This is a genomic window from Achromobacter sp. D10 (assembly GCF_035282245.1).
Taxonomy (GTDB): Bacteria; Pseudomonadota; Gammaproteobacteria; order Burkholderiales; family Burkholderiaceae_B; genus Achromobacter; species Achromobacter insolitus.
This window is the reverse complement of sequence record NZ_JAYJLE010000003.1, coordinates 382,442-394,618: the sequence shown is the minus strand read 5'-3', so window position 1 is coordinate 394,618 and position 12,177 is coordinate 382,442. Positions and strand designations below refer to the sequence as shown.

Annotated in this window: 10 protein-coding genes; 3 read left to right on the top strand and 7 right to left on the bottom strand. The window is 65.2% G+C overall.

Translation table 11 applies throughout. The annotated features are described in order from the left end of the window. The first annotated feature begins 93 nt into the window (after window positions 1–93). From VCS63_RS12080 to VCS63_RS12070, 3 genes are all read left to right on the top strand, one after another. Window positions 94–1,068, top strand: a complete 975-nt coding sequence (locus VCS63_RS12080) for a TRAP transporter substrate-binding protein (RefSeq protein ID WP_042792720.1) — start codon at window positions 94–96, stop codon at window positions 1,066–1,068. Between the two features lie 102 nt (window positions 1,069–1,170). Continuing rightward, entirely contained in the window at window positions 1,171–1,671 is a 501-nt protein-coding gene (locus VCS63_RS12075; RefSeq protein WP_042792719.1) for a TRAP transporter small permease, read from the top strand. Between the two features lie 35 nt (window positions 1,672–1,706). Further along, window positions 1,707–2,984, top strand: a complete 1,278-nt coding sequence (locus VCS63_RS12070; RefSeq protein ID WP_042792718.1) for a TRAP transporter large permease — start codon at window positions 1,707–1,709, stop codon at window positions 2,982–2,984. An 883-nt stretch (window positions 2,985–3,867) separates the two neighbouring features. Here the strand turns inward: VCS63_RS12070 and VCS63_RS12065 are convergent. The 7 genes from VCS63_RS12065 to VCS63_RS12035 form a co-directional block, all read right to left on the bottom strand. Beyond that, window positions 3,868–4,851 carry an oligopeptide/dipeptide ABC transporter ATP-binding protein gene (locus tag VCS63_RS12065; RefSeq protein WP_323879889.1) on the bottom strand — a complete coding sequence of 328 codons (984 nt, stop codon included), beginning with the start codon at window positions 4,849–4,851 and terminating at the stop codon, window positions 3,868–3,870. After that, the gene (locus tag VCS63_RS12060; RefSeq protein ID WP_175199175.1) at window positions 4,841–5,881 is read right to left on the bottom strand and encodes an ABC transporter ATP-binding protein; all 1,041 of its coding nucleotides are present in this window, start codon (window positions 5,879–5,881) and stop codon (window positions 4,841–4,843) included. Before VCS63_RS12060 ends, VCS63_RS12065 begins: the two co-directional genes overlap by 11 nt. Continuing rightward, on the bottom strand, window positions 5,878–7,365 hold the full coding sequence (locus VCS63_RS12055; protein WP_063641603.1) for an amidohydrolase family protein: 1,488 nt from the start codon (window positions 7,363–7,365) through the stop codon (window positions 5,878–5,880). The genes VCS63_RS12060 and VCS63_RS12055 overlap by 4 nt, the downstream gene beginning before the upstream one ends. Next, on the bottom strand, window positions 7,365–8,558 hold the full coding sequence (locus tag VCS63_RS12050) for an amidohydrolase family protein (protein WP_042792716.1): 1,194 nt from the start codon (window positions 8,556–8,558) through the stop codon (window positions 7,365–7,367). Before VCS63_RS12050 ends, VCS63_RS12055 begins: the two co-directional genes overlap by 1 nt. A 24-nt stretch (window positions 8,559–8,582) precedes the next feature. Continuing rightward, window positions 8,583–9,524, bottom strand: coding sequence for an ABC transporter permease (locus tag VCS63_RS12045; RefSeq protein ID WP_042796869.1), 942 nt, complete (start codon window positions 9,522–9,524; stop codon window positions 8,583–8,585). Further along, window positions 9,514–10,506, bottom strand: a complete 993-nt coding sequence (locus tag VCS63_RS12040; RefSeq protein WP_063641605.1) for an ABC transporter permease — start codon at window positions 10,504–10,506, stop codon at window positions 9,514–9,516. Before VCS63_RS12040 ends, VCS63_RS12045 begins: the two co-directional genes overlap by 11 nt. A gap of 61 nt (window positions 10,507–10,567) precedes the next feature. Then, window positions 10,568–12,145 carry an ABC transporter substrate-binding protein gene (locus VCS63_RS12035; protein WP_323879888.1) on the bottom strand — a complete coding sequence of 526 codons (1,578 nt, stop codon included), beginning with the start codon at window positions 12,143–12,145 and terminating at the stop codon, window positions 10,568–10,570. Window positions 12,146–12,177 lie beyond the last annotated feature (32 nt).

Sequence of the window (12,177 nt, the reverse complement as noted above, 5' to 3'; positions counted from 1 at the left end):
TAACCAACGGCCTAGATCGGGGCCGAATCCCGATATCATCCCGGGGCGGGAGGCAAAGCCACCCATAAAGATACTCAAAACCTGGAGAAGACAATGCGTAAATCCTGGCTTGCCGCCACGATTCTGGCCGCCTGCACGGCCACAACCGCCCTGCCCGCCGTGGCACAGAACACCTTGAAGATGGCCTATGCGCTGTCCACGTCGTCGCACTACGGCGCGGGCGCCGACGCGCTGGCCAAATCCATTGAAGCCTCCACCGGCGGCAAGTACAAGGTACAGCAATTTGCCAACAGCGCCCTGGGCGGCGAGCGCGAAGTGATCGAAGGCCTGCAGATCGGCACCATCGATCTGGCCATCGTGTCGACCGGCGCCACCCTGAACTTCGTGCCCGAGACCGGGGTCTTCGACATTCCCTTCCTGCTGCGCGACCTGCCCCACGCCCGCAATGTGCTGGACAGCAAGATCGGACAAGATATGCTGGCAAAGTTCCCCAGCCGCGGCATCATCGCCCTGGCCTGGGGCGAGCAGGGCTTCCGCCACCTGACCAACAACGTCCGCCCGGTCAAGACGCCGGCCGACGCCAAGGGTCTGAAAATCCGCACGACGGAAAACCCGATCCACATCACGGCCTTCCGCCAGATCGGTATCCTGCCCACGCCCATGGCATGGCCTGAAGTGGCCACCGCCCTGCAACAAGGCACCATCGACGGCCAGGAAAACCCGCTGTCGGTGATCACTTCGGCCAAGCTGTCGCAAATGCAGAAGTACCTGTCGCTGACCGGCCACGTCTATGGCCCGGCCCTGGTGCTGATGTCGGCCAACGTGTATGACGGCCTGTCGGCCGCCGACAAGGCCAATTTCGACAAGGCCGGCAAGGAATCCGCCCAGGCCATGCGCGCCTACGTCGACAACATCGAAAAGACCGGCGTCGAGCAGCTCAAGAAGGAAGGCATGCAGGTGACCGAGGTGGACCGTGCCGCCTTTGCCGCCGCGGTCGAGCCGGCCTACCCCGAGTACTACAAAAAGTTCGACAAGAAGCTGATCGACGCGATCCGCGACACCAAGTAAGCAGGGCTCGCCCCAACCCGGGGCGGATCGCTCCTGGCGGCGGGATTCCGGTCCCGCCGCTTTCGTTCCCATCCTTTGCGTACAACGCCAACGGGATTCATCATGCGTTTGCTCTGCGCCTTCGACCGCTGCCTGTTCAAAGTGGTCTCGGTCTTTGCCCAATTGCTGCTGGTCGCCGCCGCGGCCGCCGCCTTCTACCAAGTCATCGCGCGTTTCGTGCTGCACTCACCCGCCGACTGGAGTGAGGTGCTGACCCGCGCCCTCCTGATCTGGACCGTGCTGCTGGGCGTGGCCCTGGCCTTCCGCCACGGCGCCATGATCAGCGTGGAACTGCTGCGCAACATGCTGGGCGGCACGCGCCGCCGAGTGCTCGAAGCCATCATCGGCCTGATCTGCGCCGGATTCCTGGGCTTTCTGGCCTGGATCGGCGGCAACATGACCTATCGCGTGCGTTTCCAGAACGTGCCGAGCCTGGACATCTCGATTTCCTGGATCTACCTGGCCATCCCCGTGGGCGCCACCCTGGCCGCCATCGCCGTGCTGGCCCGCTGGTGCGCCGGCGAAGAAGACGACGTGCCCGTGCGCAACGACGCGCAAGGCTGAGCCGCCCCTATCGAACATAAGCAGCAGATATCGCCATGTCCCAATTAATGATTGTCTCGATGCTGATTTTCTTCGGGCTGTCCGTGCCGGTCGCCGTGTCGATCGGCCTGGCCAGCCTGGCGGGAGTCGGCGCCGCCGGCCTGCCCTGGCTGGTGGTGGCCCAGCAGCTGTTCGCGGCGCTGGACAAGTACCCGCTGGTCGCAATTCCCTTCTTCATCCTGGCCGGCAACCTGATGGAAGCCGGCGGCATCTCCGAACGCATGGTGGAGTTCGCCAAGAGCGTGGTGGGCGGCATCCAGGGCGGCCTGGCCTGCACCTGCGTCCTGACCTGCATGATCTTCGCCGCCGTGGCCGGCTCCAGCGTCGCCACCACGTTCGCGGTCGGCGCGATCCTGATTCCCGCCATGATCCGGCACGGCTACCCAGCGCCCTTCGCGGCGTCGCTGCAGGCCAGCGCGGCGGAATTGGGCGTGATCATTCCGCCGTCCATCCCCATGATTCTGTTCGCGGTATCCACCGACACCTCGACCGGCGAACTCTTCATCGCCGGGGTCATGCCGGGCATCCTGATCGGCGTGGCGCTGATGTTCTATGTCTGGCTCTACGCCAAGCGCAACAACCTGGGCAAGCGCGACGGCGAAGGCCGCCTGCCGCTCTGGCCTGCCTTCAAGAATGCGTGGCTGGCGCTGCTGATGCCGGTGATCATCCTGGGCGGCATCTACGGCGGCGTCTTCACCCCGACGGAAGCCTCGGTGGTGGCCGTCATGTATGCCGTGGTGGTGGGCAAATTCATCTACCGCCGACTGAGCTTCAAGCAGCTCTCCGACACGCTGCACAAGTCGGTGGTGTCGACGGCGGTGATCATGTTCGTGATCGCCAACGCCGGCATCTTCAGCTTCCTGCTCAACCGCGCGGGCATTCCCGACGCGCTGGGCGTGTGGCTGGCACAGATCTTCGACACCAAGTTCACCTTCCTGATGGGCGTGAACGCGGCGCTGTTCATCATCGGCATGTTCATCGAGACCTCGGCGTCCATCGTCGTGCTGGCCCCCTTGCTGCTGCCGGTGGCGCTGAAGTTCGGTGTGGAGCCGGTGCACTTCGGAATCATCATGGTGGTGAACCTGGCGCTCGGGATGATTACGCCGCCGTTCGGGGTCAATCTTTTCGCGGCTTGCGCGGTGGCGAAGCTGCCGTTGGAGAGGTTGATCAAGCCGTTGATTCCGTTTGTAGGCGTGGTGATTGTCTGCCTGATGATCATTACTTACTGGCCGGGGTTGTCGCTGGGGTTGCGGGATCTGGTCTACGCGAAGTAGGTTCTGCGGTTTGGCTTGGCGGGCTTGGCTTCTTCGTAGGCCGCTCGCCTGCGCGGGCGCCTGAGGGGCGGGCGCCCACGATTGCGGTCCGGAGCGTTCGCTCCGGACTTCCCCCTCGTCATCGTCGTCACCGCCTACGGCGGTTCCTTCCGATTCCCTCGGGCGCATCGAGGTTGCTCGCCCCTCAGGCGCCCGCGCCGGCGAACTACCGAATTCTTGGCCTGTTGCGCTGCTGGACCCGTGGTTAGTGGCGATTCTTGCGTCGCCCGCTGCTTGCGGCCGCGCGGGCGGCCGCAAGCAGCATACGTGGTGGTGGTCGTCGTTGCTATCCGCGCTTGCGCGAATGCGAGGAACTGTTTGCTAATGGCACCGGCATCTGGGGTGTGAGCGGTGATGGGTGGCGCGCGGCGAGCAGCCATTTACGCATCAAGATCCGTTCGCGCGCGCCACCCATCCGGCGGCGGAGTTGAAATGACGATGTTCGCTGACTGTGTCTTGGCGCTTGAAATCAGCCACCAACAGCGCGCAGCGTCATCGCAAATCGCAAGACACCGCGTAAGCCCCAAGAGGCCGCCCGCGCGGCCGGCATGGGGCGGGCCCCGCAAGACCCGTCTCCACTACGCCGATCGTGAAAAAAATGCCAAGAACACCGCCCGCCCCAGCTGAGGTCAGGTTTCAAACGCCGGAGCCAGCCGCGCCTTGGGCCTGGGGCGAGCGGGGCGTCGATAAGCCCGAGGGAATCGGAAGGAGTCGCCAAAGGCGAGGACGACGATGACGACGGGGCAGTCCGGAGCGAAGGCTCCGGACCGCAATCGTTGCCCCGCTCGCCCCAGGCCCACGGCGCGGCTGGCGTCTTAAGAACCAACGCCGCCCAGCCATAGACTCATGCGGCCTGAACCACATCCCAAGTCACCGCATGACACCGCAGCTGACGCCCGCCAACGCTGGCAACCGCCGGCGCCTCCACCTTGCACTGCTCCCGCGCCATCCCACACCGAGGATGAAACGTACACCCCGACGGCGGCGAAATAGGATTAGGCACCTCACCCCCCATCGGCTCCCGATCCCGCCGCGGATCGTCCAGATCCGGAATCGTATCCAGCAGCATCCGCGTATACGGATGCTGTGGCGAATCGAACAACTGATCGGCAGGCGCCTGTTCCACGATCCGCCCCAGGTACATCACCGCCACGCTGTCCGACACGTGCCGCACCACCGACAGGTTGTGGCTGATGAACATGTAAGTCAGCCCGAACTCCTTTTGCAGATCCCCCATCAAGTTCAGGATCTGCGCCTGCACCGACACGTCCAGCGCCGAGGTCGGTTCGTCGCACACCAGGAATTCCGCCTCGGTGGCCAGCGCCCGCGCAATCGAAATCCGCTGGCGCTGGCCGCCAGAGAACTCGTGCGGAAAGCGACCGGCGTCGCTGGCGGACAGGCCCACCAGCTCCAGCAGCTCGTCGACGCGACGCCGCGTCTCGGTTGGCGTGGCCCGCAAGCCCAGCGTCGTGATCGGTTCGGCCACGATATTGCCCACCCGCCAGCGCGGATTCAGGCTGGCATACGGATCCTGGAAGATCATCTGCGGATGCAGCACTCCGCCCTTGCGGTTGCGCCCGTACCGCAACGTTCCGCGCGTCGGCGCCACCAGTCCCACCAGCAACTTCGCCAGCGTCGACTTGCCGCAGCCCGATTCGCCCACGATGCTCAGCGTCGTGCCTCGCGGCACGGATAGCGACACCCCGTCCACCGCCTTCAGCGTCTGCTCGGGCTGACGCGACAAGGTGCGTTCCAACCAGGGCGGCGACACGTCGAACCAGCAGGCCAGGTCTTCGGCCCGCAACAACACATCATCGTTATGCGGCATGGGCGACTCCTCCTTGATGCAGCCAGCAGGCGCTGACAGTAGCCCCGGTCGGGGACGCCGCCAGCGGCGGGCGCTGCTGGCCGCAGCGCGGACCCGCCATGGCGCAACGCGGGTGGAAAGCACAGCCGTCGGGCATGGCGTGCAGGCGCGGCATGGCGCCGTCGATCTGGTTCAGCCGGGCAGCACGCTGGCGCAGGCCGGGAATCGCATTCATCAGGCCCTGCGTGTAGGGATGGCCCGGGCGACGCAAAACGTCCAGCACCGGCCCGATCTCGACGATGCGACCCGCGTACATCACCGCCACGCGGTCGGCGGTTTCGGCGATTACCCCCATGTCGTGCGTCACCAGCAGCACCGACGTGCCCTGCTCTCGGCACAGACGGCGCAAGAGCGCCGTGATCTGCGCCTGCACAGACACGTCCAGCGCCGTGGTCGGTTCGTCCGCGATGATGAGCGCAGGCCGGGCCGCCAGGGCCAGCGCGATCACCACGCGCTGGCGCATGCCGCCGGAAAACTGGTGCGGATAGTGATCGATGCGCTTGTCGGCCGCGGGGATGCCCACCGCAAGCAGCAGCTCCAGCGCCCGCTGGCGCGCGGCCTGCGCCGTGACCTTGTCATGGTGGCGGATCGTCTCGACCAGTTGGTCTCCCACCGTGAATAGCGGGTGCAGGCTGGTCAGCGGATCCTGGAAGATCGCGCCGATCTCCTTGCCGCGCAAGCGCTGGCGCGCCTTGGGCGGCAGATCGTCGATCCGCCTGCCCGCCAGGCGGATCTCGCCGCCCCCTAGCCGGCCTGGCGGTTCCAGCAGGCCGATCACCGCCATGCCGGTCAGCGATTTTCCCGCGCCGGACTCACCGACCATGCCCAGGATCTCTCCCGGGTGAATGTCGAAACTGATGTCGCGCGTCGCGACCAGAACGCCGTGACGAGTAGGAAACTCGACCGACAGGCCACGCACCGACAAGGTCGGCTCGGCGCAGGTATTGGCCGCGGCTGGCGGCTGCGCGGTGCTTGGCACGATTGCCATCATGACGGACTCCTTGCGGGACGCGGATAGCTGGAGGAAAAAATCTGTTCGACCGGAGGATGGCCCCAGGTGCGATCCGGGTAGCGGCCCACCAGTCCGTCGAACTGCATCTGCGCCTGCTCTTGCGCCAGGCGTGCGTCAAAACCGGGGATACGGCCATCCACCATGACGAAACGGCCGTCGATGACCACCTGCGACACGTCGCGCCCGCTGCCGCTCACCATCAGCGTCTGTATCGGGTCTACCAGTTGGCCGTTGCGGTCATGCGAAAAATCGAAGACCACGATGTCGGCCTTGGCGCCCACGGCCAGCCGCCCCAGGTCCGGCCGCCCCAGCGCATCGGCGCCTCCCACCGTGGCCGCGTCGTAGTAGTCCTCTGAGCGCACCGCCTCGGTCGAGCCTTCGGTCACACGGCACAGCATCATTCCCACCTGCATGTTCAGCACCATGTCGGGCGGCCAGGTGTCCGTGCCCATGCCGATATTCACGCCCATCCTGCGGTAGCGCGCAAACGATTCCAGCGTGGCGCCGTGCCGCCCCGACACCAGGGGGCAATGCACGATGCTCGCACCCGAATCGCGGATGATCTCCACGTCGCGCCCCGGCCGGTCGATATGGCGTGTGCCCGACACATAAGTGCCGTGCGGCAGCAAGGCGCGCTCGGACAGGAAATCCAGGCTTTGCAGCCACTCCGGCGGGCTCATGCCGTGCTGCTCCAGCACCAGGTCGTACTCCAGGCGCGACTGACAGCAGTGCAGCCGGATCGGCAGGTTCCGTTCGCGCGCCGCCGTCGCGGAAGCGCGCAGCAGCGCCGGCGTGCAGGTTTCGATGCGGTCCGGCGACAGCATGCCGCGCACGCGGCCATTGTGCCGCCCCTCCACTTCTTCGCAGAAAGCCAGGGCGTCGGCCAGCCCCGCCATGCCACGGGCTTCATCGTAGTGGCAACGGATCTTGCCATCGGCGTCCACATAGGTATGGCCGCTACGGTAGGCCGGACCCAGATAGACGCGCAGACCCAGTTCGCCGGCTGCCTGGGCCGCTGACAGGAACTCATCGCGGGTCTCGCCCCATACCCGGTAGAACAGCGAAGCAATCGGCAGCGCCGTGGTAATGCCGTTCCTGATCAACTGGGCAAAAGCGTAGCGCTTCTGGAATGCCAGCTCGGCCGCGGAGTACATCTCGTACGGCCCCTGCTTCATATAGGTCTCGGGCCAGATGCGGCCCTTCTTCCAGGCGGGCGAGTTGTCGAAACCCAGGATGGTCGTATCCAGATCCGACAGCGCATCCAGGTCCACGAACCCCGGGCCGATCAGCGCCCGCCCATAGTCGCGGCGCTGGGCGACCTGGCCGGGATAGCGGTGGCCCACGTACAGGATGCGGTCGCCTTCGAAAACCACCTCGCCGTTCTCGTACAGGCAATGGCGGCCGTTCTCGTGGCCTACCACCCAGCGGGCGGTGAGCAGGATGGGACCCTGTAGCGCGCTCATTACGGCGCCTCCGCCAGGGCGCGTCCGCCACGCGCGACCACGCGCCCGCTCTTGACGACCAGCTTGCGCACGGGACGCGAGACGATGGCTTGCGCCACCGTCTCGGCATCCACCAGCACGAAATCGGCGCGGCAGCCCGGCGCGAGGCCGTAATCGGACAGGCCCATCACCTGCGCATTGCCGTAGGTGGCCACGTGCAGTGCCAGTTCCAGTTCGTCATCGCGGCGGAAGTTATTGCGCAAGCCCACCAGCATGGTGCGTTCCAGCATGTCCGGCTTGCCGTACGGCCCCCAGGTATCGCGCATGCCGTCATTGCCCGTGCAGACCGTCACACCGGCCGCGTGCAGCCGCGCCACGTTCGGCACTGGCCGCGAGGCCGAGCCCGTGGTCATGATGTGCACGCCGGCCTTCAGCAAGCCTTCCGTGAGGGCCTGTACCGCCTGCGTGTCCGGCATGCCCAGACAGAAGGAATGCGACAGTGTCACCTTGCCCTGCATGCCCAGCGCCAGCACGCGGTCTATGGTCATCTGCATCGAAAACGCACCCAGCTCGCCGGCCTCGTGCAAATGGATGTCGATGGGTTTGCCATGCTTTTCGGCCAGGCCGAAAATGGCGTCCAGATGCCCCTTGGGATCACGGTCCATGCCGGCCGGATCCAACCCGCCCACGACTTCCGCGCCCATGCGCAGGGCCTCGTCCATCAGTTCCAGCGTGCCCGGACGGATCAGCAGCCCGCTCTGCGGGAACGCCACGATTTCCACGTCGATCTGGTCGCGATACTGTTCACGCGCGCGCATCACGCCTTCGATCGCGCCCAGCCCGATGTCCGTGTCCACGTCCACATGGCTGCGGATATGGCTGGTGCCGTCGCCGATCGACATTACCAGCTGTCGGGCCGATTGGCGGTACGGATCGATGCCCAGGCGCTTTTTTTCGGCGCGCTCGTTCTCGATCTTGTCGATCAGGCGCGGGCCGACCTCGTTGCGGTACCAGGGCATGCCGTACATGGTCTTGTCCAGGTGCGCGTGGGCATCGATCAGGCCCGGCAACATCAGGGCGCCCCCTCCGTCCACGACTTCCACCCCGGCGGGGACCGGTCCGCCCAGCGCCTGGATGCGGCCCTCGCGCACCAGCACCGAGGTAATCTCGCCGCCTGCGGGGCGGACTTGGGTATACAGCGTTGCGTTTTCCATGGTTCTACTCTTGTCGGTTTGCGTTCAGCGCAAACGGGGGTTCAGGGCATCGCGCAGCCAATCGCCCAGTAAGTTCACGACCAGCACGATCAGGCTCAGGTACAGCGCGGGAAACACCACCACCCACCACTGCCCCGAAAACAGGAACTGGTTGCCCAGGCGGATCAGCGTGCCCAGCGAAGGCTCGGTAGGCGGCATGCCCACGCCCAGGAAACTGAGCGTGGCCTCGATCAGGATCGCCAGGCCCAGGTTCAGCGTGGCCGTCACCATGACCGGCGTCAACGTGTTGGGCAGGATGTGCGTCAGCATGATGCGCAGCGAACTCACCCGGATCAGGCGCGCGGCCTGCACGTACTCCTTGCCCCGCTCCACCAGTGCCGAGGCCCGCACCGTCCGCGCGTATTGCACCCAGTTGGTCATCGAGATCGCCAGGATCAGGATCACCGCGGACAGCGTTTCGCGCATCCCGGGCGGCAGCAGCTGGCGGAACACCGCCGTGACCAGGATCGCGACCAGAATGGTCGGGATGCTGAGCAGCGTGTCGCCCAGGCGCATCAGCGCGTTGTCGATCCAGCCGCCGAAATAGCCGGCCGCCAGCCCCACCAGCAGACCGATCGCCAACGACAGCACCACGGTCGCCAGTCCGATCACCAGCGACATGCGGGAACCGTACAGGATGGCGGACCAGACATCGCGGCCCTGCGTGTCCGTGCCCAGCAGGAACTGGGGATCCGAGCCGGCCTCCCAGACGGGCGGCAACTCCGCGTTCAGCAGGTCCAACTGCGCCAGGTCATACGGATTCTGCGGCGCGATCCAGGGCGCGAACACCGCCAGCAACACCACGGCCAGCAACACGATGCCCGCCCCCATGGCCACGTAGTCCTGGCGCAGGCTCCACCACAGATCGCTTCGAAGGAAGCGTGCAAGCCGGCCCTCGCCCGCTCCGGCAAATGGTTTAGTGAGCATTGGCTCCCCCCTTGACGTGCTGGCTGCGCAGGCGCGGATCGACCACGCCATACATCATGTCCACCAGCGTGTTCAACGCCACGAAGATGAAGGACACGATCACCAGGTAGGCGGCCATGACAGGAATGTCCACGAACATGACCGATTGGATGAACAGCAACCCCATTCCCGGCCACTGGAACACCGTTTCCGTAATCAGCGCGAAGGCGATCAGGTTGCCGATCTGCATGCCGGTCACGGTGATCACCGGCATCAGGCAATTGCGCAGGGCCAGCCGGAAATGCACCACCCGGTCCGGCAGACCGCGCGCCCGCGCGAATTTGATGAATTCGGTGCGCAGCGTCTCCAGCATCTCGGCCCGCACCAGGCGCATGATCAAGGTGATCTGGAACAGCGCCAGCGTGATAGACGGCAGTACCAACGCGGCGCGCCCCGACGGCGTAAGCAGCCCAGTGGTCCACCAGCCTATCTTCACCGTGTCGCCGCGCCCGAAGCCCGGCAGCCAGCCCAGTTGCACCGAAAAGATCAGGATCAGCATGATCCCCACCACGAAGCTGGGCAGCGATATGCCCAGGATGGAGACGAACTGCAGCGCCTGCGCCAGCCGCGACTTGCGGTAGATGGCGGTCAGCACGCCTAGCGGCACGCCGATGATCAGCGACAGCAGCGTCGCCATCAGGACCAGTTCGAACGTCGCAGGAAAGCGCTCGGCCACCAGCGCGAACACGTCTTGCTGGTTACGGTAGGAAATACCGAATTCCCCCTGCGCCGCGTTGGTCACGAAATGCACGAACTGCATGCCCACGGAAGCGTTCAGGCCCAGCCGTTCGCGCAGTTCATCGCGCTGCGTCTGCGAGGCCTGCTCATTGAGCATCATGTCGACGGGGTCGCCGACGAACCGGAAGATCACAAAGGCCAGCAACGCTACCGCCAGCATGACGCCGACTGCGTTAAAGACCCTTCTCACTATGAATGCCAACATCTGCGGCTCCCTTCAGACCGTTGTCGTTCCCAGGACCGCCGGCGGGCGGCGGCTTGCGGCGTCATTGCATGCGCACAGTCCACAGGCGCGCCTTGTTGTCCGGCATCTGGAGGACTTCACCCACGTTCTGGCCCACGGCCCAGGCCATGGGCTGTTGATGCAACGGCACGAAGCGCACGTCGTCGTGCAGCGTCTGCAGCACGCCGGCCATCATCTGCACGCGCTTGGGACGGTCCATTTCGGCCGCGGCCGCGTCGATCCTGGCATCCAGCGCCGGATCGCCCCATTGCCCCCAGTTGAAGACTCCAGCGGGGCCGCTGCGGCTGTGCATCACCTGCAGCAGGATGGAAAGCGCGTCGATCTGCGGCTCGTTGGCCCAGCCATGGATGGTGATGTCGAACTCGCCGCGCGAACGTTTGGGGTTCTGCAGAGAGCGCGGGCCGCTGGCCAGCGAGGCCTTGACGCCAATACGCGCCCACATGGACGCAGCCGCCTGGCAGATTTCCTCCTCGTTGACGAACATATCGTTCGAGCACAGCAGCGACACCGTGAATCCGTCCGGGTAGCCGGCCTCGGCCAACAACTTCTTGGCGCGGGCGGTGTCAAACGGCAGGCGCTCTTCCTGCTTGGGCTCGTAGCCCGGAATGGATGGCGCCACCAGCGCGCCCGTCGTACGCGACAGGCCGCGCATCACGCGCTTCTGGATCAGCTCCGGCGACAAAGCCATGTACAGCGCCTGGCGCACCCGCAGATCCTTCAACGGGTTCTTGTCGGTGATGTTGGAGCCGACCAGCTTGTCGCCCAGGTTGAAGCCAAAGTACAGCGTGCGCAGCTCCGTGGAGGCCAGCACCTTGACGTTGGTTGCCGCGCGCAGCCGGTCCAGGTCTTGCAGCGGCGCATTCTCGGTAAAGTTGATGTCGCCCGACAGCAAGGCCGCCACCCGCGTGGGCGCGGAGGCGATGGGCGTGAATTCGATGCGGTCCAGATTGTGGCGCGGCTTGTCCCACCACCCCGGGTTGACGACCAGCACGGTGCGCGTGTCGGGACGGTAGGACTCCACCTTGAAGGGGCCGGTGCCGTTGGCGTTGTGCGTGGCGTAGCCTTCGATCTTCTTGGCGGCGTCGGTGGGCTTCAGGCTGTTGTTGTCCACCAGCCACTGGCGGTTGAAGATGAAGATGTTGGTCAGATCATTGAGCATCAGCGGATACGGATGCGTCATTTCAATATCCACTGTGTGATCGTCCACCTTGCGCACCGCCTTGAATGCCGGCAGGTTGCCCTTCAATGGCGAGGCGTCGTCCGAAACACGGGTCATCGAAGCCACCACGTCGTCCGCCGAAAACGGCGCGCCATTGTGGAACTTCACCCCTTTGCGCAAGTGAAAACGCAGTACCGTGGGCGAGGTGCTCTCCCAGGATTCCGCCAAGGCGGGCGTGATGTTGAACTTGTCGTCATAGCGGATCAGCGCTTCGTACACATGATTCAGGAACGCGAGGTTGAACGTGCTGCCGTAGGAATACGGATCCAGCGAATCCAGGTCCCGGGCGGCGCCCCACTTCAACGTGTTGGCGGCGCTGGCCCCGGTCATGGCCGACAGCGCGATCACGGCGCCCGCGGTCCACTTGAGCAAAGTCTTCATGGCTGCAACTCTCCCTTGTGTATCGGTCTGAT

What these genes read in the sequence shown, in the direction of transcription:
- VCS63_RS12080 (WP_042792720.1), top strand. Translation starts at nt 94, where the DNA reads ATGCGTAAATCCTGGCTTGCCGCCACGATTCTGGCCGCCTGCACGGCC.
- VCS63_RS12075 (WP_042792719.1), top strand. Translation starts at nt 1,171, where the DNA reads ATGCGTTTGCTCTGCGCCTTCGACCGCTGCCTGTTCAAAGTGGTCTCG.
- VCS63_RS12070 (WP_042792718.1), top strand. Translation starts at nt 1,707, where the DNA reads ATGTCCCAATTAATGATTGTCTCGATGCTGATTTTCTTCGGGCTGTCC.
- VCS63_RS12065 (WP_323879889.1), bottom strand. Translation starts at nt 4,851, where the DNA reads ATGCCGCATAACGATGATGTGTTGTTGCGGGCCGAAGACCTGGCCTGC.
- VCS63_RS12060 (WP_175199175.1), bottom strand. Translation starts at nt 5,881, where the DNA reads ATGATGGCAATCGTGCCAAGCACCGCGCAGCCGCCAGCCGCGGCCAAT.
- VCS63_RS12055 (WP_063641603.1), bottom strand. Translation starts at nt 7,365, where the DNA reads ATGAGCGCGCTACAGGGTCCCATCCTGCTCACCGCCCGCTGGGTGGTA.
- VCS63_RS12050 (WP_042792716.1), bottom strand. Translation starts at nt 8,558, where the DNA reads ATGGAAAACGCAACGCTGTATACCCAAGTCCGCCCCGCAGGCGGCGAG.
- VCS63_RS12045 (WP_042796869.1), bottom strand. Translation starts at nt 9,524, where the DNA reads ATGCTCACTAAACCATTTGCCGGAGCGGGCGAGGGCCGGCTTGCACGC.
- VCS63_RS12040 (WP_063641605.1), bottom strand. Translation starts at nt 10,506, where the DNA reads ATGTTGGCATTCATAGTGAGAAGGGTCTTTAACGCAGTCGGCGTCATG.
- VCS63_RS12035 (WP_323879888.1), bottom strand. Translation starts at nt 12,145, where the DNA reads ATGAAGACTTTGCTCAAGTGGACCGCGGGCGCCGTGATCGCGCTGTCG.